This window comes from uncultured Tateyamaria sp. (genome assembly GCF_947503465.1).
In the GTDB taxonomy this organism is placed as follows: domain Bacteria; phylum Pseudomonadota; class Alphaproteobacteria; order Rhodobacterales; family Rhodobacteraceae; genus Tateyamaria.
In genome coordinates this window covers 623,662-644,254 of sequence record NZ_CANNDN010000002.1, presented here as the reverse complement: position 1 = coordinate 644,254, position 20,593 = coordinate 623,662, and the positions used below count along the sequence as shown (strand labels likewise).

Annotated in this window: 36 protein-coding genes; 31 read left to right on the top strand and 5 right to left on the bottom strand. The window is 60.2% G+C overall.

What is annotated here, in order from left to right; all coding sequences use genetic code 11:
- From Q0844_RS20920 to Q0844_RS15815, 5 genes are all read left to right on the top strand, one after another.
- Positions 1 to 69 (top strand): hypothetical protein (locus Q0844_RS20920; RefSeq protein ID WP_366523021.1); only part of this gene is annotated, 69 nt, incomplete at its 5' end.
- Between the two features lie 137 nt (positions 70 to 206).
- Positions 207 to 521: a 30S ribosomal protein S10 gene (rpsJ, locus tag Q0844_RS15830; RefSeq protein WP_299046809.1), complete on the top strand. Its 315-nt coding sequence runs from the start codon at positions 207 to 209 to the stop codon at positions 519 to 521.
- A gap of 10 nt (positions 522 to 531) precedes the next feature.
- Positions 532 to 1,401, top strand: a complete 870-nt coding sequence (gene rplC, locus Q0844_RS15825; protein WP_299046806.1) for a 50S ribosomal protein L3 — start codon at positions 532 to 534, stop codon at positions 1,399 to 1,401.
- Positions 1,398 to 2,015 carry a 50S ribosomal protein L4 gene (gene rplD / locus Q0844_RS15820; RefSeq protein ID WP_299046745.1) on the top strand — a complete coding sequence of 206 codons (618 nt, stop codon included), beginning with the start codon at positions 1,398 to 1,400 and terminating at the stop codon, positions 2,013 to 2,015. The genes rplC and rplD overlap by 4 nt, the downstream gene beginning before the upstream one ends.
- Entirely contained in the window at positions 2,012 to 2,308 is a 297-nt protein-coding gene (locus Q0844_RS15815) for a 50S ribosomal protein L23 (RefSeq protein WP_299046743.1), read from the top strand. Before rplD ends, Q0844_RS15815 begins: the two co-directional genes overlap by 4 nt.
- A gap of 77 nt (positions 2,309 to 2,385) precedes the next feature.
- On the opposite strand, the gene Q0844_RS15810 is transcribed toward Q0844_RS15815, so the two are convergent.
- Entirely contained in the window at positions 2,386 to 2,712 is a 327-nt protein-coding gene (locus tag Q0844_RS15810) for a phasin family protein (RefSeq protein WP_299046740.1), read from the bottom strand.
- A gap of 246 nt (positions 2,713 to 2,958) precedes the next feature.
- On the opposite strand from Q0844_RS15810, the gene Q0844_RS15805 reads away from it, so the two are divergent.
- From Q0844_RS15805 to Q0844_RS15770, 8 genes are all read left to right on the top strand, one after another.
- The gene (locus tag Q0844_RS15805; protein WP_299046737.1) at positions 2,959 to 3,195 is read left to right on the top strand and encodes a hypothetical protein; all 237 of its coding nucleotides are present in this window, start codon (positions 2,959 to 2,961) and stop codon (positions 3,193 to 3,195) included.
- On the top strand, positions 3,173 to 3,571 hold the full coding sequence (locus tag Q0844_RS15800) for a hypothetical protein (RefSeq protein ID WP_299046734.1): 399 nt from the start codon (positions 3,173 to 3,175) through the stop codon (positions 3,569 to 3,571). The genes Q0844_RS15805 and Q0844_RS15800 overlap by 23 nt, the downstream gene beginning before the upstream one ends.
- 376 nt (positions 3,572 to 3,947) lie before the next feature.
- Entirely contained in the window at positions 3,948 to 4,790 is an 843-nt protein-coding gene (gene rplB, locus Q0844_RS15795; protein WP_299046731.1) for a 50S ribosomal protein L2, read from the top strand.
- Positions 4,791 to 4,793: 3 nt separating this feature from the next.
- Entirely contained in the window at positions 4,794 to 5,072 is a 279-nt protein-coding gene (gene rpsS, locus Q0844_RS15790) for a 30S ribosomal protein S19 (protein ID WP_108838857.1), read from the top strand.
- Positions 5,069 to 5,449: a 50S ribosomal protein L22 gene (rplV, locus tag Q0844_RS15785; RefSeq protein ID WP_039688623.1), complete on the top strand. Its 381-nt coding sequence runs from the start codon at positions 5,069 to 5,071 to the stop codon at positions 5,447 to 5,449. The genes rpsS and rplV overlap by 4 nt, the downstream gene beginning before the upstream one ends.
- Positions 5,449 to 6,156, top strand: coding sequence for a 30S ribosomal protein S3 (rpsC, locus tag Q0844_RS15780; protein WP_299046723.1), 708 nt, complete (start codon positions 5,449 to 5,451; stop codon positions 6,154 to 6,156). Before rplV ends, rpsC begins: the two co-directional genes overlap by 1 nt.
- 12 nt (positions 6,157 to 6,168) lie before the next feature.
- Positions 6,169 to 6,582, top strand: a complete 414-nt coding sequence (rplP, locus tag Q0844_RS15775) for a 50S ribosomal protein L16 (protein ID WP_299046720.1) — start codon at positions 6,169 to 6,171, stop codon at positions 6,580 to 6,582.
- Between the two features lie 1,005 nt (positions 6,583 to 7,587).
- Positions 7,588 to 7,806 carry a hypothetical protein gene (locus tag Q0844_RS15770; protein WP_299046719.1) on the top strand — a complete coding sequence of 73 codons (219 nt, stop codon included), beginning with the start codon at positions 7,588 to 7,590 and terminating at the stop codon, positions 7,804 to 7,806.
- A 3-nt stretch (positions 7,807 to 7,809) separates the two neighbouring features.
- Here Q0844_RS15770 and Q0844_RS15765 read toward each other — a convergent pair whose 3' ends face one another.
- Positions 7,810 to 8,430, bottom strand: a complete 621-nt coding sequence (locus Q0844_RS15765) for a TIGR02466 family protein (protein WP_299046717.1) — start codon at positions 8,428 to 8,430, stop codon at positions 7,810 to 7,812.
- Between the two features lie 337 nt (positions 8,431 to 8,767).
- On the opposite strand from Q0844_RS15765, the gene rpmC reads away from it, so the two are divergent.
- The 12 genes from rpmC (at position 8,768) to Q0844_RS15705 (ending at position 13,777) form a co-directional block, all read left to right on the top strand.
- Positions 8,768 to 8,968 (top strand): 50S ribosomal protein L29, encoded by a 201-nt coding sequence (rpmC, locus tag Q0844_RS15760; protein WP_076630311.1) that lies wholly within the window; start codon positions 8,768 to 8,770, stop codon positions 8,966 to 8,968.
- A gap of 12 nt (positions 8,969 to 8,980) precedes the next feature.
- The gene (rpsQ, locus tag Q0844_RS15755) at positions 8,981 to 9,211 is read left to right on the top strand and encodes a 30S ribosomal protein S17 (RefSeq protein ID WP_189371453.1); all 231 of its coding nucleotides are present in this window, start codon (positions 8,981 to 8,983) and stop codon (positions 9,209 to 9,211) included.
- 75 nt (positions 9,212 to 9,286) lie between these two features.
- Complete coding sequence (gene rplN, locus Q0844_RS15750) at positions 9,287 to 9,655, top strand: 50S ribosomal protein L14 (RefSeq protein ID WP_008757934.1); 369 nt, start codon at positions 9,287 to 9,289, stop codon at positions 9,653 to 9,655.
- On the top strand, positions 9,655 to 9,960 hold the full coding sequence (gene rplX / locus Q0844_RS15745; RefSeq protein WP_299046711.1) for a 50S ribosomal protein L24: 306 nt from the start codon (positions 9,655 to 9,657) through the stop codon (positions 9,958 to 9,960). The genes rplN and rplX overlap by 1 nt, the downstream gene beginning before the upstream one ends.
- Positions 9,960 to 10,523, top strand: coding sequence for a 50S ribosomal protein L5 (gene rplE / locus Q0844_RS15740; protein ID WP_299046709.1), 564 nt, complete (start codon positions 9,960 to 9,962; stop codon positions 10,521 to 10,523). Before rplX ends, rplE begins: the two co-directional genes overlap by 1 nt.
- Before the next feature lie 17 nt (positions 10,524 to 10,540).
- Positions 10,541 to 10,846: a 30S ribosomal protein S14 gene (rpsN, locus tag Q0844_RS15735; RefSeq protein ID WP_299046707.1), complete on the top strand. Its 306-nt coding sequence runs from the start codon at positions 10,541 to 10,543 to the stop codon at positions 10,844 to 10,846.
- Between the two features lie 13 nt (positions 10,847 to 10,859).
- On the top strand, positions 10,860 to 11,252 hold the full coding sequence (gene rpsH, locus Q0844_RS15730) for a 30S ribosomal protein S8 (protein ID WP_299046704.1): 393 nt from the start codon (positions 10,860 to 10,862) through the stop codon (positions 11,250 to 11,252).
- 12 nt (positions 11,253 to 11,264) lie between these two features.
- Positions 11,265 to 11,798, top strand: a complete 534-nt coding sequence (rplF, locus tag Q0844_RS15725; RefSeq protein ID WP_299046701.1) for a 50S ribosomal protein L6 — start codon at positions 11,265 to 11,267, stop codon at positions 11,796 to 11,798.
- Positions 11,799 to 11,809: 11 nt separating this feature from the next.
- The gene (rplR, locus tag Q0844_RS15720; RefSeq protein WP_299046697.1) at positions 11,810 to 12,169 is read left to right on the top strand and encodes a 50S ribosomal protein L18; all 360 of its coding nucleotides are present in this window, start codon (positions 11,810 to 11,812) and stop codon (positions 12,167 to 12,169) included.
- Between the two features lie 175 nt (positions 12,170 to 12,344).
- Positions 12,345 to 12,926 (top strand): 30S ribosomal protein S5, encoded by a 582-nt coding sequence (rpsE, locus tag Q0844_RS15715; RefSeq protein WP_299046694.1) that lies wholly within the window; start codon positions 12,345 to 12,347, stop codon positions 12,924 to 12,926.
- A gap of 5 nt (positions 12,927 to 12,931) precedes the next feature.
- On the top strand, positions 12,932 to 13,120 hold the full coding sequence (gene rpmD, locus Q0844_RS15710) for a 50S ribosomal protein L30 (protein WP_290557777.1): 189 nt from the start codon (positions 12,932 to 12,934) through the stop codon (positions 13,118 to 13,120).
- Positions 13,121 to 13,216: 96 nt separating this feature from the next.
- Positions 13,217 to 13,777 (top strand): hypothetical protein, encoded by a 561-nt coding sequence (locus Q0844_RS15705; RefSeq protein WP_299046687.1) that lies wholly within the window; start codon positions 13,217 to 13,219, stop codon positions 13,775 to 13,777.
- Between the two features lie 33 nt (positions 13,778 to 13,810).
- On the opposite strand, the gene Q0844_RS15700 is transcribed toward Q0844_RS15705, so the two are convergent.
- Positions 13,811 to 14,545, bottom strand: coding sequence for a VWA domain-containing protein (locus Q0844_RS15700; protein ID WP_299046685.1), 735 nt, complete (start codon positions 14,543 to 14,545; stop codon positions 13,811 to 13,813).
- 83 nt (positions 14,546 to 14,628) lie between these two features.
- On the opposite strand from Q0844_RS15700, the gene Q0844_RS15695 reads away from it, so the two are divergent.
- Positions 14,629 to 15,273, top strand: a complete 645-nt coding sequence (locus Q0844_RS15695) for a 2-hydroxychromene-2-carboxylate isomerase (RefSeq protein WP_299046684.1) — start codon at positions 14,629 to 14,631, stop codon at positions 15,271 to 15,273.
- On the opposite strand, the gene Q0844_RS15690 is transcribed toward Q0844_RS15695, so the two are convergent.
- Together Q0844_RS15690 and Q0844_RS15685 are read right to left on the bottom strand one after the other, a co-directional pair.
- Positions 15,230 to 15,928 (bottom strand): hypothetical protein, encoded by a 699-nt coding sequence (locus Q0844_RS15690; RefSeq protein WP_299046683.1) that lies wholly within the window; start codon positions 15,926 to 15,928, stop codon positions 15,230 to 15,232. The two genes, Q0844_RS15695 and Q0844_RS15690, sit on opposite strands and share 44 nt — an antisense overlap.
- Before the next feature lie 129 nt (positions 15,929 to 16,057).
- The gene (locus tag Q0844_RS15685) at positions 16,058 to 16,705 is read right to left on the bottom strand and encodes a hypothetical protein (RefSeq protein ID WP_299046682.1); all 648 of its coding nucleotides are present in this window, start codon (positions 16,703 to 16,705) and stop codon (positions 16,058 to 16,060) included.
- Positions 16,706 to 16,993: 288 nt separating this feature from the next.
- On the opposite strand from Q0844_RS15685, the gene rplO reads away from it, so the two are divergent.
- The 5 genes from rplO (at position 16,994) to rpsK (ending at position 20,504) form a co-directional block, all read left to right on the top strand.
- Positions 16,994 to 17,464 carry a 50S ribosomal protein L15 gene (gene rplO / locus Q0844_RS15680; protein WP_299046679.1) on the top strand — a complete coding sequence of 157 codons (471 nt, stop codon included), beginning with the start codon at positions 16,994 to 16,996 and terminating at the stop codon, positions 17,462 to 17,464.
- A 117-nt stretch (positions 17,465 to 17,581) separates the two neighbouring features.
- Positions 17,582 to 18,946 (top strand): preprotein translocase subunit SecY, encoded by a 1,365-nt coding sequence (secY, locus tag Q0844_RS15675; protein WP_299046676.1) that lies wholly within the window; start codon positions 17,582 to 17,584, stop codon positions 18,944 to 18,946.
- A gap of 24 nt (positions 18,947 to 18,970) precedes the next feature.
- Positions 18,971 to 19,561 (top strand): adenylate kinase, encoded by a 591-nt coding sequence (locus Q0844_RS15670; protein WP_299046673.1) that lies wholly within the window; start codon positions 18,971 to 18,973, stop codon positions 19,559 to 19,561.
- Positions 19,562 to 19,730: 169 nt separating this feature from the next.
- Entirely contained in the window at positions 19,731 to 20,099 is a 369-nt protein-coding gene (gene rpsM, locus Q0844_RS15665; protein WP_299046670.1) for a 30S ribosomal protein S13, read from the top strand.
- A 12-nt stretch (positions 20,100 to 20,111) separates the two neighbouring features.
- A complete protein-coding gene (rpsK, locus tag Q0844_RS15660) occupies positions 20,112 to 20,504 on the top strand; it encodes a 30S ribosomal protein S11 (RefSeq protein WP_076628825.1) in 393 nt (130 codons plus the stop codon).
- The last annotated feature ends 89 nt before the right edge of the window (positions 20,505 to 20,593 follow it).

The window sequence follows — 20,593 nt, the reverse complement described above, 5'->3', positions numbered from 1 at the left end:
CTGCGGTTCGCGATCCGCGAAGGCGGCCGCACCGTCGGCGCCGGCGTCGTGTCCAAGATCACCGACTGAGCGGTTGCTATTGAAGTTTCTGCGCGCTTGAAGCCAAGCGCGCAGGCCAAAAAAACAAGACGCGACGAGGGGTGTCGGTGGTCGAGACCCCTCCTCTCCGTTGGAAGCCCTAAGTCAAGGGAACACGAAAAATGGCCATCCAAAGCCAAAACATCCGCATTCGGCTGAAGGCGTTTGACTATCGTGTGCTGGACGCGTCCACACAGGAAATCGTCAATACCGCCAAACGCACCGGTGCATCCGTGCGCGGCCCCATCCCGCTGCCGAACAAGATCGAAAAATATACTGTTCTGCGCGGCCCGCACATCGACAAGAAATCCCGTGACCAGTTCGAGATCCGGACGCACAAGCGTCTTCTCGACATCGTTGATCCGACCCCCCAGACCGTGGACGCGCTGATGAAGCTCGACCTCGCCGCTGGTGTGGATGTCGAGATCAAGCTGCAGTCGTAAGGAGGGTATGATTATGCGCTCTGGAATTCTCGCAAAGAAAGTCGGCATGACCCGCCTCTTCATGGAAGATGGCAAGCAGGTGCCGGTCACCGTGCTGCAACTCGACGCCCTTCAGGTCGTCGGCAACCGCACGTCGGACAAGGACGGCTACACTGCCGTGACCCTTGGTGCCGGTACGCCCAAGGTCAAGCGCGTGTCGAAAGCCATGCGCTGCCATTTCGCGGCTGCCAAGGTCGAACCCAAGCGGAAGCTGGTTGAGTTCCGCGTGACCGAGGACAACCTGATCGGCGTCGGCGAAGAGATCATCGCCGACCACTATTTCGAAGGTCAGTTTGTGGACGTCACCGGGACGTCGATTGGTAAAGGCTTTGCCGGTGCCATGAAACGTCACAACTTCGGTGGTCTGCGCGCCTCGCACGGTGTGTCGATCTCGCACCGTTCGCACGGCTCGACCGGCCAGTGTCAGGACCCCGGCAAGGTGTTCAAGGGCAAGAAGATGGCCGGCCACATGGGCGCTGCAAAGGTGACCACGCAGAACCTGCAGGTTGTGCGCACCGACAGCGACCGTGGTCTGATCATGATCAAGGGCGCCGTGCCCGGATCGAAAGGTGGCTGGGTAACCGTCAAGGATGCGGTCAAGAAGCCGTTCCCGGAAAACGCAATCCTTCCGGCCGCGCTGAAATCCGCCAAGGAAGAAGCCATGAAGGCTGCCGAAGAAGCCGCTGCTGCCGCAGCCGCGGAAGCGGAAGCAGAAGCCAAGCGTCTGGCCGAAGAGCAGGCCGCAGCCGAAGCCGAAGCGCTGAAAGCCGCCGAGGCCGAGATCGCGGCTGACAAGGCTGACGATGCGCCCGCCGACGAGAAGAAGGAAGGTGACGAATGAAACTTGATGTCATCAAACTGGACGGCGGCAAAGCCGGATCGGTCGAGCTGAGCGAGGACCTGTTCGGTCTCGAGCCGCGCGCCGACATCCTGCACCGTATGGTCCGCTGGCAGCGCAACAACGCTCAGGCCGGCACGCACAAGGTCAAGACCCGTTCGGAAACCAGCTACTCGACCAAGAAGATCTATCGCCAGAAGGGCACCGGCGGCGCACGCCACGGTGACCGCAACGCGCCGATCTTCCGCAAGGGTGGTATCTACAAGGGTCCGACCCCGCGCTCGCACGGCCACGACCTGCCCAAGAAGTTCCGCAAGCTGGGTCTCAAGCACGCGCTGTCGGCCAAGGCCAAGGCAGGCGAGCTGGTGATCATCGAGGATGCGGGCACCGCTGGCAAAACCGCCGCTCTGGCCAAGCAGGTCAAGGACCTGGGCTGGAAGCGTGCGCTGGTGATCGACGGGGCCTCGGTCAACGAGGACTTCCTGAAAGCATCGCGCAACATCGAAGGTCTGGATATCCTGCCGACGATGGGTGCAAACGTATATGACATCCTGAAACGTGACACGCTGGTGATCACGAAGGCGGGTGTCGAAGCACTGGAGGCTCGTTTGAAATGAGTGCCAAGGCAGAACATTACGACGTGATCCGCAAGCCGATCATCACCGAGAAGGCAACCATGACGTCCGAGAACGGCGCGGTTGTGTTCGAAGTGGCGATGGACAGCAACAAGCCCCAGATCAAGGAGGCCGTCGAGGCGCTCTTTGGTGTGAAGGTGAAAGCCGTGAACACGACCATCACCAAGGGGAAAGTCAAGCGTTTCCGCGGCCAGTTGGGCAAGCGGAAGGACGTGAAGAAGGCCTATGTCACGCTGGAAGACGGCAACACGATCGACGTGACAACCGGGTTGTAAGTGGCGGCGGGGTGAACCCCGCCCTGCGGTGAGAATTGAGAAGCCCCGGCTGCGCAAGCGGTCGGGGTTTTTGCTGTTCAGAGCGGGACGTCGTCGTATTTGCGCGACATGCCGCCCGGGGTCGCCTTTGATGCGACTTTGGTCATCATCTCGACCATCCGCGTGGCCTGGTCCGCATAGTCCTGGGCGGCGTCCCGGCAGTAGCTTGACTGGAGTGCCATCAGTTCGGCGGGCGAGGTGCAGGCCATCATGGCGCGTTGCGCCTCGAAATCCTTTTGCACGCGGTCCATGGCGAAGCGGGCGCATTCGGTGGTGATCTCCATCCACGCCTGGGCTGCGGCGGGGTTGAAGGCAGCGAGAGTGGCCGCCATGGGGTCGGTTTCGGGTGGCTTGGCTTTGGGCATGGGGTGTCCTTTGATGAGGGGTGTGGGGCAGTGTAGCGGGTTTTGGGGGGATGTGCATTGATCTGGGTCGTGTGGGGGGCGAATGTCTGATCGAATTGCAAGAGACTAGTCCCGCCGGGCCACTCCCACCGTACGCAGACCAAAATGCCTTAATTTTGCCAAAATCAGATGTGATTGGTAAATCCTATGCTTATAGAAGCGCGCTAAAAGCGCCAGATGAGCACTGAGGCAGATTCGGAGCAAGATATGCGCACCAAAGATGGTGCCTTGGCGTCGCCATGGTTTGAAAACGGCCGCGAGATCATCGCAGGGTCGACTAGGTCGAAACGACTTGGTGCATTGAACAAAATGCTTGTCGCTGTGTTCCTTTTCGGCTTGTTTGGTGTGGCTGTAGCAAACCTTTTAGAGTTGGAAAAACTGCAGCCTCCGGTAACTTGTGGGATGGCGCTAGGTTTTTTCATTGGACTTGCTAGAGCAAAGTGATGTTTTTCGGGACACGATTGTTGGGCTTTTTGCTCCAACGCCGGTGTTTTTGTTCTCGACTATGGCGGTGCTTTTGGCTTTTGGCTTTCGGATTCGCAATGGGCGAACTGAAAGCTTAGTGTTCGGTGACGTTCCAACAGTGCTTGCTATTGTGGTTAATGTTGCCGCAAGCGCTGCATTCTTTTTCATTGTTGGTTTGCTATTTGTTGCGTCGTTTGCGGGAGCAGACTTCGTGGCAGAAGTGCTTGTGTCACAAGGTCGGATCATTGAACTTAGAATTGCTTTTGGCTTTTCCACGTTGATTGCATTGCAATTGCTCGCCCGTGCAATTTGGGATGGTTCCAAATACAATAAGTCCGAGGTCGATCAAGACTGAAGTGGATTTGTGGATTGAAGTCGCACCAGTTCGAACATTGCCATGCTTCACATTCCCTGAGTGTGTTCTACAAGTTCTAGAACCTTTAAGCTTTGAGACCGAGTGCCCATTTCACAAAGCACTTGTAGCAAAAACTTGGATCGTTTGCTTGACCCCACCCCATCCTTGGCCTAAACGACCCCATCCGCAAGGCCCCGGATTCGTCCGGGGCTTTGTTGTTGTTCGTTTGGTGCGCCAAAGGGCGCACCTGCAGCAACATCGTAGGGTGTGCGGTTTCCGCGCACCTCACACCAAGACCGGGCACCTTCGGGGGCCTTTAACCATAGGTGGCCGTCAACGGACGGACCATCGTTTAAGCAAAACGGAAGACAGTAACATGGCACTCAAGTCGTACAAGCCGACGACGCCGGGCCAGCGTGGGCTGGTTCTGATCGACCGTTCGGAGCTGTGGAAGGGGCGCCCCGTCAAGGCGCTGACCGAAGGTCTCACCAAGAATGGTGGCCGCAACAACACCGGACGGATCACGATGCGCCGCAAGGGCGGGGGCGCAAAGCGTCTCTATCGGATCGTCGATTTCAAACGGAACAAGATGGATGTCACGGCCACGGTCGTGCGCATCGAATATGACCCCAACCGGACCGCGTTCATCGCCCTCGTGCAATACGAAGATGGCGAACAGGCCTATGTCCTGGCACCGCAGCGTCTGGCCGTCGGGGACAAGATCATCTCGAGCCAGAAGGCAGACATTAAGCCCGGCAACACCATGCCGTTTTCGGGCATGCCCATCGGGACAATCGTACACAACATCGAACTGAAACCCGGCAAGGGTGGTCAGATCGCACGTGCCGCCGGCACCTATGCCCAGTTCGTGGGCCGGGACGGTGGGTACGCCCAGATTCGCCTCAGCTCGGGCGAACTGCGTCTGGTCCGTCAGGAATGCCGCGCCACCGTGGGTGCCGTGTCCAACCCCGACAACTCGAACCAGAACTACGGCAAGGCCGGCCGCATGCGCCACAAGGGTATCCGCCCGTCCGTGCGTGGTGTCGTCATGAACCCGATCGACCACCCCCATGGCGGTGGTGAAGGTCGGACCTCGGGTGGTCGTCACCCTGTGTCCCCATGGGGCAAGCCGACCAAGGGTGCCCGGACCCGCAACAAGAACAAAGCGTCGCAAAAGCTGATCATCCGCTCGCGTCACGCCAAGAAGAAGGGGCGTTAAGATATGTCTCGTTCAGTCTGGAAAGGCCCGTTTGTCGACAGCTACGTGCTGAAGAAAGCGGAAGCGGCGCGCGAAAGCGGCCGCAACGAAGTCATCAAGATCTGGTCCCGTCGGTCCACCATCCTGCCCCAGTTCGTGGGTCTGACCTTTGGTGTGTACAACGGCCACAAGCATATTCCCGTGAACGTGTCCGAAGAGATGATCGGCCAGAAGTTCGGGGAATATTCGCCCACGCGGACCTATTACGGTCACGCCGCTGACAAGAAGGCGAAGCGCAAATGAGCAAGGACAAGAACCCACGCCGCGTGGCGGATAACGAGGCGATGGCGAAGACGCGCATGTTGCGCACCTCTCCGCAGAAGCTGAACCTCGTGGCGCAGATGATCCGTGGCAAGAAGGTGGACAAGGCCCTGACGGACCTGACCTTCTCGAAGAAGCGGATCGCGCAGGACGTCAAGAAGTGCCTGCAATCAGCCATCGCCAACGCGGAAAACAACCATAACCTGGATGTGGACGAACTGATCGTGGCAGAGGCCTGGGTCGGCAAGAACCTCACCATGAAACGTGGCCGCCCACGTGCCCGTGGCCGCTTTGGCAAGATCATCAAGCCGTTTGCGGAAATCACGATCAAAGTGCGTCAAGTCGAGGAGCAAGCCTGATGGGTCAGAAAGTCAATCCGATCGGCATGCGCCTGCAGGTGAACCGCACCTGGGACAGCCGCTGGTACGCCGACACCAAGGACTACGGTGATCTGTTGTTGGAAGACATCAAGATCCGCGAGTTCATCAAGGAAGAGTGCAAGCAGGCCGGTGTGGCCCGTGTGATCATCGAACGTCCGCACAAGAAGTGCCGCGTCACGATCCACACAGCCCGCCCCGGTGTCATCATCGGCAAGAAAGGCGCGGACATCGAAGTGCTGCGCAAGAAGCTGGCCAAGATGACCGACAGCGAATTGCACCTCAACATCGTCGAGGTCCGCAAGCCCGAGCTGGACGCCGCCCTGGTCGGTGAAAGCATCGCGCAACAGCTGGAACGTCGTGTGTCCTTCCGCCGTGCCATGAAACGCGCCGTGCAAAACGCCATGCGTATGGGTGCCCTGGGCATCCGCGTGAACGTCGCGGGCCGTCTGGGCGGAGCAGAGATTGCCCGGACCGAGTGGTACCGCGAGGGCCGTGTGCCCCTGCACACGCTGCGCGCCGACATCGATTACGCCCACGCCGAAGCGACGACCCCCTACGGGATCATCGGGATCAAGACCTGGATCTTCAAAGGTGAGATCATGGAACACGATCCGTCGGCACGGGACCGTAAGGCCCAAGAACTCCAGGATGGTCCTGCGCCCCGTGGCGCCGGCGGCCGTCGCTAAAGGAGAGTAGAGATGCTTCAACCAAAGCGTACGAAGTTCCGTAAGCAGTTCAAAGGCTCGATCAAGGGGCAGGCAAAGGGCGGGTCCGACCTGAACTTTGGCACCTACGGCCTGAAGGCACTGCAACCCGAGCGGGTCACCGCCCGTCAGATCGAAGCCGCGCGTCGTGCGATGACGCGTCACATGAAACGTCAGGGCCGGGTCTGGATCCGGATCTTCCCCGACGTGCCTGTGACCGCCAAGCCGATCGAAGTGCGGATGGGTAAGGGTAAGGGCTCGGTCGACCGTTGGGCGGCCAAGGTCAAACCCGGCCGCGTGATGTTCGAGATCGACGGTGTAAATGATGATGTCGCGCGCGAAGCGCTGCGTCTGGCGGCGATGAAGCTGCCGATCAAGACACGCGTCGTGGTTCGGGAAGACTGGTAAGCCGATTGCGCCCCTTGGGGCGCGATCCGTGCGCGGCAGGGTATTTGCCAAAGGCAAATGCACGAGAGCGGCACCCGGTAGAAATTGAGAAGCCCCCGGCGTGAAAGCGTCGGGGGCTATTTTTTCCTGTTTTTCTTCCGACCCCAGTCAAACAGGTCCTCGACACCTTCCGCGCGACGCTTCGACAAGCCCCGACCGATGTCGAAGCAGTGGTGCAGGACGCCAAGTCCAACCATTCCCAACTCGTAGCTAAGAACTCGTCCAGTATTGCTTCGCACGGTTTCAATCGAACCACCGCACTTTCTGCAGGTTCCTGATTTTCTCTTTCCCTTGGTTCTTTTGCTGCTCTTCCGCTTACCGTCCCTAACCCACGCATCAGATATCCAGGTCACCTTACCGTTCTTCGATACGCGTGAGTGCGCTTTCCTGATGTGATCCATTTACTCGCACCTTACATTAGGTGATTCAATATATGGTTGGCGAGTGAACTAGGGAAGGACTATGTAGTACGTGATTTAGCTACGCTCAAAGCCGGGCACCCAGCCCGGCCAGCGCCCGACCGACCTCCCCCCGGAGGGCGGGCGCTATGTCGACACCTATGCTGAGCGGTTATTCTGTGCATGACGGTGAGGATACACTCAGTTCAGAGGCCCTCCAGGTCGGGCGGGCGCTGGCCTGTTTCAACCATTGGATCTGCGAGACCAAGCGCGGAATCAAGGCCGTAGGCCGCCGCGCCATCCATTGACCGGCAGGCGATTTGGCTGTGCCAAATCTGCCGAGAGGGGGCAGGCCACCCCCCGGCCTGTCGATTGGGTGCCGTCAGCGCATCGCTCGGATCGAAGATGTACTTGGCTGCAATAAAGTTCTGCAGAATGTGCGTTGGTTCGACAGACCGTGGCCTGTCGAGGGCGCGGCTTAGCGTCTAACACCGCTTCCCCATAGCCAAACCCCGACAAACCTCTACACTCCTCCCCAAGCGCCACATCTGCCAAAGAGGCCAAACCCATGAAACACGTTCCCAAACCCACGACCGACGAAGACCTGATCCGGGAGTTCCTCGACAAGGGAGGTGAGGTCAAGAAGGGCAAGACCAAGCCGATGCCTGAGGGGTTGGGCCTGTCCAACAACCAGTGGGGCAACACGCTGACGAAAGAGGAAAAGGCCGCGCGTAAAGCCGCGGAAGCCGCTGCCGAAACCGCCAAGGCGGAGAGAAAGGCGAAGTGACGCCTATTCCCACCCGTAGTTGAAACTGACCGACACCCGTTCGTCCTCGGCCATGTTCATGGGCACTTCGTGGCGCAGCCAGCTCTCCCACAAAAGGACATCACCCACTGACGGTTTGGCGTAGTGGAACTGCCGCAAATCCTCCGGTGCATCCGCGGTCCGTCCCGGTGCCGCCATCATCATCGGCAGGCGCGGGTCCTCCAGCTTCAGCGCCGAGGTCCCGTCGGGCATGGCAACATATGTCGTGCCGGAGATCACCGAGTGGGGGTGGATGTGGCCGGTGTGGATACCCCCTTCGGGCAGGATGTTGATCCAGATGCTGTCAAGCTTCAGCGCCTTGTCGCCCAGATCGAAGGCGAGGTCGCGGGCGAAGGCGGCGATGTGGGCGTCGAGCGCCTTGACCAGATCGGCGAAGATCGGAAAGCGCCAGGGCAGGTCGTCGAGCGAGGCATAGGAGGTGTAGCCGGGATAGCCATGTTCCTCGCACCAGTCGTGGCCTGCCTCGTCATCCTCGGCGATGGCATAGCAGTGCTGTTCCAATTCGTCCGGGTCGAGCTTGGGGGCGAAGTCGGACAGGGACGCGTGGTAGAGGCGGGTGGCGAAGAGGGATGTGATTTGGGCCATTTGTGCTCTCGCTATTTGTCATGTGTCGCTGGCGATAGGGTCGAACCGCATTGCCCGGGTTTGCCCCGGGCCGCGCCCGACCCTCCCCCCGGGAGGGCGCATGGGTGATGTCGCGCGCCGTGCATCGGTTTAGCAGTGCCTCAGAGCCTTGCAACGCATATATGTTGTGTGCGCCTACCCAGGGTCGGGCGCGGCCCTTTTCGCTATAGAAATAAGTGCGGTAAAGGGGTTGCCATACCCCAATCCCCCCCATATACGGCCCCTCTATTCACCCACTCCACGGGAATCGGTGTCACGTCTTTGGCGGCACCCTCGTGATGTTGAAAGGAAAAAGGCGATGAACGCCCAGGAACTTCGGGACAAGACCCCGGACCAGCTGCGTGATGAGCTGGCAAATCTGAAGAAAGAGGCCTTTAACCTGCGGTTTCAGCAGGCCACGGGGCAGCTTGAGAACCCGGCGCGTCTGCGCTCGGTCCGTCGGGATGCCGCGCGCGTCAAGACGATTCTCAATGAACAAGCCGCCAAAGCGGCCGAATAAGGAGAGCACGAAATGCCCAAGCGTATCCTGTCTGGCGTCGTGACCTCCGACGCAAACGCACAAACAGTCACCGTGTCCGTCGAGCGCCGCTTTACGCACCCGGTTCTGAAAAAGACCATTCGTAAGTCCAAGAAATACCGGGCGCACGACGAAAAGAATGCCTTCAAGGTCGGTGACACCGTCCGCATCATCGAATGCGCGCCGAAATCGAAGACAAAACGCTGGGAGGTGCTGGAGGCTTAACTCCGGCGCTTCACGCATTAATCGAAACCCTGGGGATCAGGCCGCATCAGCCCCCCAAAGGTCGGGAGAAACCAAATGATCCAGATGCAGACAAACTTGGATGTTGCTGACAACAGCGGCGCGCGCCGTGTTCAGTGCATCAAGGTTCTGGGTGGTTCCAAGCGTAAATACGCGTCCGTCGGCGACATCATCGTCGTGTCGGTCAAGGAAGCCATCCCACGTGGTCGCGTGAAAAAAGGGGACGTCCGCAAGGCCGTCGTCGTGCGCACCGCCAAGGAAGTCCGTCGCGAAGATGGCACCGCCATCCGCTTCGACCGCAACGCAGCCGTTATCCTGAATAACAACAACGAACCCGTCGGCACCCGTATCTTCGGCCCCGTCGTGCGCGAACTGCGTGGCAAGAACTTCATGAAAATCATCTCGCTGGCTCCGGAGGTGCTCTGATGGCTGCGAAACTGAAAAAAGGCGACAAGGTCGTCGTGCTTGCGGGCAAGGACAAGGGCAAGGAAGGCACCATTTCTTCCGTGAACCCATCCGCCAACAAGGCTGTCGTTGATGGTGTGAACATCGCCATCCGCGCCACACGTCAAAGCCAGGCCAGCCAGGGCGGTCGCATCCCCAAGGCGATGCCGATCGATCTGTCGAACCTGGCCCTGCTGGACGCCAACGGCAAACCCACCCGCGTCGGCTTCAAGATGGACGGCGACAAGAAAGTGCGCTTTGCCAAGACAACAGGGGACGTGATCTGATGCTCGACACAGCAAACTACACCCCGCGCCTCAAATCGCAGTACCGCGACACCATTCGCGCCGCGATGAAAGAGGAATTCGGCTACAAGAACGACATGCAGATCCCGCGTCTGGACAAGATCGTCCTGAACATCGGCTGCGGCGCGGAAGCTGTCAAAGACAGCAAGAAAGCCAAGTCCGCACAAGAAGACCTGACTGCCATCGCCGGTCAAAAGGCCATGACGACCAAGGCCAAGAAATCCATCGCGGGTTTCCGGGTGCGTGAGGACATGCCCTTGGGTGCCAAAGTCACCTTGCGCGGCGACCGCATGTATGAATTCCTGGACCGTCTGATCACCATCGCGCTGCCCCGCGTCCGCGACTTCCGCGGCGTATCCGGCACATCCTTTGATGGCCGTGGCAACTATGCCATGGGCATGAAAGAGCACATCGTCTTCCCCGAGATCGACTTCGACAAGGTCGACGAGACCTGGGGGATGGACATCGTGATCACCACGACCGCCGACACTGATGCCGAAGCAAAATCCTTGCTGAAGCACTTCAACATGCCCTTCAACTCGTAAGCGCAGAGGAAAAAGATATGGCTAAAAAATCCATGATCGCGCGCGAAGTGAAGCGCGAAAAGCTGGTGAAGAAGTACGCCGCCAAGCGGGCCGAGCTCAAAGCAATCATCAGCGACGAAAGCAAACCGATGGAAGAGCGTTTCCGCGCCTCGCTGAAGCTGGCAAAACTGCCCCGCAACAGCTCGGCCACGCGCCTTCACAACCGCTGCCAGCTGACCGGTCGTCCGCATGCGTATTACCGCAAGCTCAAGATCAGCCGGATCGCGCTGCGGGAACTGGGCTCGAACGGCCAGATCCCCGGCCTTGTGAAATCAAGCTGGTAAGGGAGAGATTGAGATGAACGATCCTATCGGCGATATGCTCACCCGTATCCGCAACAGCCAGATGCGCGGCAAATCCGTGGTCGAGACGCCTGCGTCGAAACTGCGCGAACGCGTGCTCGAAGTGCTGGCGGACGAAGGGTACATCCGTGGTTTTGAGAAGACCACCGGTGCAAACGGCCACCCGGCCATTGAAATCAGCCTCAAGTACTACGAAGGCGAGCCTGTGATCCGCGAGTTGAAGCGCGTGTCCAAGCCCGGTCGTCGTGTGTACATGGGTGTGGGCGACATCCCCTCGGTCCGTCAGGGTCTGGGTGTGTCCATCGTGTCCACGTCCAAGGGCGTGATGTCGGATGCAAACGCACGCAGCCAGAATGTTGGCGGCGAAGTGCTTTGCACGATCTTCTAAGGAGAACAGCAGATGTCTCGTATTGGTAAAAAACCGGTCGATCTGCCCTCGGGGGTCTCGGCCGCCGTCTCCGGTCAGACGATCGAAGTGAAAGGCCCCAAAGGGACCCGCAGCTTCACCGCCACGGACGACGTGACCCTCAAGGTCGAGGACAACGTCGTGACAATCGAACCCCGCGGCAAGTCCAAGCGCGCGCGCCAGCAGTGGGGCATGTCCCGCACGCAGGTGCAGAACTGCGTGACCGGCGTGACCGAAGGCTTCAAGAAAGAGCTGGAAATCCAGGGCGTGGGCTACCGGGCGCAGATGCAGGGCAACACCCTGAAGCTGAACCTGGGCCTGTCCCACGATGTGGACTTCACCGCGCCCGAGGGCGTGACCGTGACGGCGCCGAAGCAGACCGAGATTGTGGTCGAGGGTATCGACCAGCAACAGGTCGGCGAAGTGGCCGCAAAAATCCGCGAGTGGCGCAAGCCCGAGCCCTACAAGGGCAAGGGCATCCGCTACAAAGGTGAATTTATCTTCCGCAAGGAAGGTAAGAAGAAGTAAGGACCAGACAGATGGCAAACAGCAAACGGACCCTGTTCCTCAAGCGCCGCCTGCGCGTCCGGAACAAACTGCGCAAGGTCAACGCCGGGCGTCCCCGCCTGAGCGTGCACCGTTCGAACAAGAACATCAGCGTCCAGCTGATCGACGATGTGAACGGCGTGACCCTGGCCGCGGCCTCGACCCTCGAAAAAGACCTCGGGATGGTTGGCAAGAACAACGTGGAGGCCGCTGCCAAAGTGGGCGCCGCGATTGCCGAGCGCGCGAAAAAGGCCGGCGTGAGCGAGGCCTATTTCGACCGCGGTGGTTTCCTCTTTCATGGCAAGGTCAAGGCAGTTGCCGACGCCGCGCGTGAAGGTGGGTTGAAGATCTAAGGTGTGCGGTGCGCAGTGAATGCGCACCCTACGCCGACACCGTAGGGTGTGCGCTGCGCGCGCACCGTGCGTGACACTTGAGGGGGGCGATGCACGCCCCTCCGATGATCCGGGGGCCTTGGCCCACCTGGATTGAGTAAAACTGGCGCAAGCCACCAATTCAAAGGATGCCTCAATGGCAGAACGTGACAATAACCGCCGGGGCAACCGTCGCGACCGCGACGAAGCGCCGGAATTTGCAGATCGCCTGGTCGCGATCAACCGTGTGTCCAAGACCGTCAAGGGTGGTAAGCGCTTTGGGTTTGCCGCACTCGTCGTCGTGGGCGACCAGAAGGGCCGCGTTGGTTTCGGCAAGGGCAAGGCGAAAGAGGTCCCCGAGGCCATTCGCAAGGCCACCGAACAAGCCAAGCGCCAGATGATCCGCGTGCAACTGCGCGAAGGCCGCACGCTGCACCACGACATGGAAGGCCGCCATGGCGCCGGTAAGGTCGTCATGCGCACCGCGCCCGAGGGGACAGGTATCATCGCCGGTGGTCCGATGCGGGCCGTGTTCGAAATGCTGGGTGTGAAGGACGTCGTGTCCAAATCCATCGGCTCGCAGAACCCCTACAACATGATCCGCGCCACCATGGACGGCCTGCGCAAGGAGCAGTCGCCCCGCAGTGTCGCCCAACGTCGTGGCAAGAAGGTCGCCGATATCCTGCCCAAGCGGGATGACGCACCCAACGAGTCCGCTCAAGTGGCTGAGGAGGCCTGAGACAGATGGCAAAGACAATCGTCGTCAAACAGATCGGCTCCCCCATCCGTCGTCCCGCGAAACAGCGCGCGACACTGATCGGTCTGGGCCTGAACAAGATGCACAAAACCCGCGAACTGGAAGACACCCCTTCCGTGCGCGGCATGATCAACTCGATCCCTCACATGGTCGAGATCATCGAAGAGAAGGGCTGAACGCCTCATCCTGGGCGCGGGCAACAGCGCCTTTAGCACTCAAATGCCTCGGTGAAAGTCGGGGCATTTTTTGTTTTCCGTGTCGAGGGCACCAAAGTGAAGATACTGAAGGCCATAGCGGGTTTGTTTCTGGCATATGTGCTTGTGTTGGGAGTGTACGCGGCATGGTCCTTGGCCGCGGCTAAATTTGAAACTGTTGCCAATCTGGAAAGCCGACTTTCTGCGCTACTTGTTGGATTTGTTCTCGGTGCAGAAACTGACCGTGTCACATTTGATCTGATACTCAATGGGGTGCCCGTCCCACGTGATCCTCGTGTATCAGAACGTGTGCCGCAATCACTTGATGAATTTGATGTTATTGTCTTCCTTTTAAACGGTTTTGAGACTGCCATCCAAAGTGACTTTATGCGTAGCGCGGGTATTAAAGTTGCAGACATCGCAAGTATGGACTCCAGTCATACCAAACGGACGACGACTGTGTCCCTTCACTATCGGATTCATCCACTTCCATTCTATTTGCAGCGCCGTAATTTTGTTTTTGCTGATTTGGGCTATTTGGAACAAAATTTCGAAGTTAGTTGTGTCTCGACCATACTATACGATCTGGCGCTTGGCGGTGGTTACTACGATCAAGAACCTGCGTGTAAAACATCATAGAGCGGCTTACTTTTCGTACTGCTACGCTGCGAATTAGGATGGGCGGGTTGATCGTTCGCTTTGCGGGTGCACGTTGCCAATCAACGCGCAGCCCAACGTCGCCCTAAGCGCATCGGCCAACTCATCCACCGTCTCGCTCGACACATACAGCCCGCCGGTCCGGTCCGCCAAGCACTTGGCCACCGTGTTGCCCGCGCCCACGTCTACTTGTTCGGGGTTGTCCCAGCTGAAAAAGTCAACGACCACCTGAAAGCCGATCACGTGGACGGTCAGGTCGCGCGCCTCCGCCGCCAGGGCGGACCCCAACGCACAAGGCCGCCCGCCGCAGGTCTCGTTTCCGTCCGTCACCAGCACCACGATGCCTGCTCGGTTGCGATAATCCAGCGCGTCGGCGGCGGTACGGACGGACGCCGCCAGCGCCGTCAACCCCTTGGGCTGCATGCCATCGATCTGTGTGATGATGTCCACCGCCGCATCGTCGCGGGGGCCAAAGCGCAAGTCGATATTGTCGCAGCTGTCGGCATTCGCCCCCGGCCCATAGGTCAGAAGGCCCACGCGGCGGAACGGGGTGATGTCGGGCAGCGCATCCCGCAGCGCATCGCGGGCGTCCACGATGCGGGTCTTGCGCGAGACGTCAAAGCTCAACTCGTCCATCGACGCCGACCCGTCAAAGACCAGCATCGCGTCGCGGGCACAGCCCGTGGCAAACCCGGTCGAGGGCAGGGTGGCGACAAGCGTGGCGGCGATGGCTGAGCGGAACAGTCCCATGCGTGCCAGACTGGCACCGTGACCGGCCCAAAACAATGCCGCGCGCATTGCCTGGCGCGGAATTGATGCCTAGCGTGCACTGCATGACCGACCTCATCTACTACTACTCCGCCCATTCCGCCTTTGCCTATCTGGGATCGGCCCGGGTCATGGCGCTGTGCGCACAGCACAACCTGACCCTCGTGCATCGCCCCATCCCGCTGTCGCCCGTGGTCGAGGCGCAAGGCAGTCTGCCCTTCGCCAAGCGGACACAGGCGCATGTGGACTACTTCTTTGGCCGCGAGATCGAGCGTTGGGCAGAACTGCGCGAGGTGCCGGTTGTGCCGTTCCGGCCCACATATCACGACGCTGACTACGCGCTGGCCGCCGGGATGATCCTCGCGCTTGGGGATCGGGTCGCGCCGGTCGATGCGATGGCCCATGCGATCCTGCAGGCGCATTGGCGTGACGATGCCGACCTGTCTGATGCACCGACCTTGCGCGCGCTGGCCGAAGGGCTGGGTCATGATCCGGACACGCTCCTGGCGCGCGCCCAGTCCCCAGACGTGTCCGCGACCTATCGGGCCAACGCCGACGCGGCCCTGCATGCCGGTGTGATGGGATCGCCCACATATGTGCTGGGAACCGAGATGTTCTATGGTCAGGACCGGCTCGAGATGCTGGAGCGCGCATGCGCGCAGCCCTTCACTCCGACGCGGTGGGTGAACCCGCCCGTTGAAACGACATGACCGACAGGGTCAGTCGCTGGTGACGCTGTTCCTGCGGCGCGTCCGCTTGCCGCCGCGCCACGCGCAGATGCCCAAGGCCCATGGCCGCCATGATGCCGCCTGACAGGGCCATGACGTATAAGGGGTACGCCATCAGCAGCCAATCCGCCTGACCAATCGCGACAACGGCCAGGGCCGCCGACACAAAGAACGCCGCCCATGTCGCCCATGTCTCGGATGTCGGGTCAAGAAAGGCCTTCTTCATCGTCAACAGCCCGCCCATCATCGACATGCTGATGGTGACAAACAGCGAATAGACGGCGCTTTCCATCTCGGCCCACAGCCAGATGCCGACGGCGGTCGCGGTCAGAACCTGACTGTCTTCGGTCTTGAACCGCAATTGTGTGGTCTTCCAGAATGTCAGCCCGCAGATGACAACCGTGCCAAGGGTCTGCGTGACGGCAAAGCCCAGCGACCCGTCCGCACCTTCGTAGATCTGGGCCAGCAAGGACACGGCACTCAGCAGCGCCCAGATCAGCCACGAGGCCCGCTCGGGCCGGGTCCGGCCGGCAAGAATGTCGCTGATATAGGGCCAGAAGGCATAAATGCTCAGCACAGCCGAGGCGAGCCCCGCGCGATGCAGGACATCAGGATGCTGTGCAAGCAGTTGCAGCAAGGCGGTCTCCGGAGGCTGGTATTGGCCTGTAAAGGTGTGCTCGGGGTGCCCATTCGGGTCAGTATTGCGGGCAATTATACCCAAAAAAACGGTAAAGACAGCTATATGTTGCGGTCTGCCGCCATTTTTCTACACCGTCTGCACAGGCACATGGCGTGCGGTGGCAAACTCAATTGCGCGCCCGCGGCTGCGACCCAGCACCATGGCCCCCACAATCCCTGAATACAGCATCAGCAGATACAGCGGATACGCCATCAGGATCCAGTCGATGGACCCAACCGCAAACACGGCGCACGCAGCGGCGATCCAGGACACGATCCATGTGGCCATCGTTTCGCTGCCCGGCGCGCGATAGGCCTTGAGGATGGTCGCCATGCCCCCGAGCATGGAAATGGAAATGGTGATGATCAGCGCATGGGCCGCGTCGTGGGTGACGGCCCATATGGCCAGGCCCATCGCAGCCGCCGCAAGGATATATGCATCGCCCGGGTTCAGGAACGGGCCCGTGCCGCGCCAAATGGCAAGCGTGAAAATGGCAATGGTCCAAATGACCTGAATGGCGGCGAACCACAGCGACTCCGTGGCACCTTCGGCACTCTGGGTCACCAGGGCGATGCTGCCCAGCACCGACCATATCAACCAGCAGGCCCGTTGCGGGTGCGTGCGCCCCCGGATCGTGTCGCTTGCATACGGGAAAAAGGCATAGATGCTCAGGACAGCGGACGCGAGGCCACACAGGCGCAGGGGATCGCCACCCTGAAAAAGGAGGTCAAGCAATCGGGGTCTCCAATTCGGGAACATGCGCAGGGCATGCAGGTGCTGAAATCGGGTGCCGCTGAAAGAACGCCGCGGCGGTCTGAAGATGGGTAAGCTATAGCGGCGGCAACCGCGTGCGATCAGTCCGGTATTCCTTACTCTGCGCCCTGGATGACGGATGGGCTTGATCAGGCGCGGTCGCCCGTCTATACGCCCCCGGTGGCGTGATGCGCCGCAGAATCAAAACCAAGAAACGCCGTGGTTGTCCCGTTCACGCTTCGTGGGGCACATCCGGCAAGGAGAAGCGACATGAAACTGAACGAACTGCGCGACAATCCCGGCGCAACCAAACCCCGCAAGCGCGTGGGCCGTGGTCCGGGCTCCGGCACCGGCAAGATGGGTGGCCGTGGTATCAAAGGTCAGAAATCCCGCTCGGGTGTGGCCATCAACGGCTACGAAGGCGGTCAGATGCCCCTGTACCAACGCCTGCCCAAGCGCGGCTTTAACAAGCCGAACCGCAAGGCATTTGCCGTTGTGAACCTGGGCCTGATCCAGAAATTCATCGACGCGGGCAAGATCGACGCGAAAAAAGCCGTCGACGAAGACGCGCTGATCGCATCCGGCCTGGTGCGCCGCAAGCTGGACGGTATCCGCGTTCTGGCCAAGGGCGACATCACCGCGAAGGTTGAACTTGTCGTGACTGGCGCGTCCAAATCCGCCGTTGAAGCCGTTGAAAAAGCGGGTGGGTCGCTGACCACAACCGCGGCGGCCGCCGAGTAAGCCAGTTTGACGCCTTGTGAGCCGCGCATTAGCGGCTTACATAGTCCCTAGTTTTTCCTACGCCGCCCGCCGGAAAACCGTGCAGGGCGGCGTTTCGCCATAAAGGAACATGCCCGCATGGTATCTGCCGTCGAGAATATGGCCGCCAACACGAGCTGGAGCGCTCTTGGTAAGGCCACCGACCTGCGCAACCGCATCCTGTTCACCCTCGGTCTGCTGATCGTCTACCGCCTGGGCACCTTTATCCCCGTGCCCGGCATTGATGGCGCGGCCCTGCGGGAATTCATGGAAAGCGCAGGCCAGGGCATTGGCGGCATGGTGTCCATGTTCACCGGTGGCGCGCTGGGTCGGATGGGCATCTTTGCCCTGGGCATCATGCCCTATATCTCGGCCTCGATCATCGTGCAGCTTCTGACCTCGATGGTGCCCAAGCTCGAACAGCTCAAGAAAGAGGGCGAACAGGGGCGCAAGAAGATCAACCAGTACACCCGTTACGGCACCGTGGCGCTGGCCACCCTGCAGGCCTACGGCCTTGCCGTATCGCTGGAATCCGGCGATCTGGTTACCGATCCGGGCATGTTCTTCCGCGTGTCCTGCCTGATCACGCTGGTTGGCGGCACGATGTTCCTGATGTGGCTGGGTGAGCAGATCACCGCGCGCGGCATCGGCAACGGTATCTCGCTGATCATCTTCGTGGGCATCATCGCCGAAGTGCCCGCCGCCCTGGCACAGTTCTTTGCCTCCGGCCGGTCCGGCGCGCTGAGCCCCGCAATCATCGTGGGCGTGATCCTGATGGTGATCGTGACAATCACATTTGTCGTGTTCATGGAACGTGCGCTGCGCAAGATCCACATCCAGTACCCCCGCCGTCAGGTGGGCATGAAGATGTATGACGGCGGCAAATCCGACCTGCCGGTCAAGGTGAACCCCGCCGGCGTGATCCCCGCGATCTTCGCCTCGTCGCTGTTGCTTCTGCCGGTCACGATCTCGACCTTCTCGGGCAACTCGACCAGCCCGATCATGTCGTGGCTCTTGGCCAATTTCGGCCCCGGTCAGCCGCTGTACCTGCTGTTCTTTGCGGCCATGATCGTGTTCTTTGCGTATTTCTACACGTTCAACGTCAGCTTCAAACCCGATGACGTCGCCGAGAACCTGAAGAACCAGAACGGCTTTGTCCCCGGCATCCGCCCGGGCAAGAAGACCGCCGAATATCTGGAATATGTGGTCAACCGCATCCTGGTCCTTGGCTCTGCCTATCTGGCGCTTGTATGTCTGCTGCCGGAAATCCTGCGCGGCGAATTCGCCATCCCGTTCTACTTTGGCGGGACATCGGTGCTGATTGTGGTATCGGTGACCATGGACACGATCCAGCAAGTACAAAGCCATCTGCTGGCGCACCAGTACGAAGGTCTGATTGAGAAATCGCAACTGCGCGGTAAGGGCAACAAGACCCGCCGCAAACGGAGCCCTGTGCGCCGGTAAGGCGCTCCAGGGAGGGGACAGCTGATGAACATTATTCTCTTGGGCCCGCCGGGCGCGGGCAAGGGAACGCAGGCGCGTTTTCTGGTGGAAGAGCGCGGCATGGTGCAACTGTCGACAGGCGACATGCTGCGCGCGGCCAAGGAAAGCGGGACCGAGATGGGCCAGATCGTGGCCGACGTCATGGCCCGCGGCGCGCTTGTCACGGACGAGATCGTGATCGGCCTGATCCGCGAACAGCTTGAAACGGTGAAGTCCAACGGCTTCATCTTTGACGGCTTCCCCCGCACATTGGCACAGGCCGATGCGCTGAACGATCTGCTGGCCGAACAGGGCGAAAGCCTGGACGCAGTGATCGAGCTTGAGGTCAATGACGAAGTGTTGGTGCAGCGCATCGTCGGCCGCGCTGCCGAGGCCGCCGCCGCAGGCCAGCCCGTCCGCGCCGACGACAACGCGGAATCGATGAAAGTGCGCCTGATGGAGTACTACAAAAAGACGTCGCCGCTGATCGGCTACTACTATGCCAAGGGCCAGTTGACCAAGGTCGACGGGCTGGGCGAGATCGCGGATGTGAAGACGGCGATTTCCAAAACCCTTGATGGTGAGCACAGGGGTTGACGCCCCCTTGATCAAGGCCTATCTCACGCCATCTCTAACGAGAATCAAAGACGGGAACGCGTCCCGTCGGATCACCTGATCAGCGGCAGGCCCGGGGGCAAAATCCTTGGGCCTTATGTTGTGAAAAAAGGGCCTGGAATGACGGGCTCGCAACGAAAGGAAGCCTTACGTGGCACGTATTGCAGGGGTCAACATCCCCACAGCCAAGCGCGTTCCGATTGCTCTGACCTATATCACGGGCATCGGCAACACCTCCGCTCAGAACATCTGCGAAGCCGTCGGGATCGACCTGACGCGCCGCGTGAACGAACTGAGCGACGCAGAAGTCCTGAAAATCCGCGAGCACATCGACGAGAACTATACCGTCGAAGGTGACCTGCGTCGTGAAACGCAGATGAACATCAAGCGCCTGATGGACCTGGGCTGCTACCGTGGCCTGCGCCACCGTCGCAACCTGCCCGTCCGCGGTCAGCGCACCAGCACCAACGCTCGCACCCGCAAAGGCCCCGCAAAGGCCATTGCCGGCAAGAAGAAATAAGGAGGCGCATCCATGGCACGTGACACACGGCGCGCAGGCAAGCGCAAGGTCTCCAAGAATATCGCGGCGGGCGTGGCCCACGTGAATTCCTCGTTCAACAACACCAAGATCCTGATCTCGGATGTGCAGGGCAACGCCATTTCGTGGTCGTCGGCCGGCACCATGGGCTTCAAGGGCTCGCGGAAATCCACACCCTATGCGGCCCAGATGGCGGCAGAGGATGCGGGCCGCAAGGCGCAGGAACACGGTGTGAAGACGCTGGAAGTCGAAGTGCAGGGCCCCGGTTCGGGCCGTGAATCGGCTTTGCGCGCACTGGCTGCGGTTGGCTTCAACATCACGTCGATCCGCGACGTGACGCCGATTGCCCACAACGGCTGCCGTCCGCCAAAACGTCGCCGCGTCTAAGTGACATCTGAATATCTTTGGGGCTGTGTCTTCTGCACGGCCCCAATCCGCTTTTTGAAACCTCGGGCGTCTGCATGTTGGGACATGGC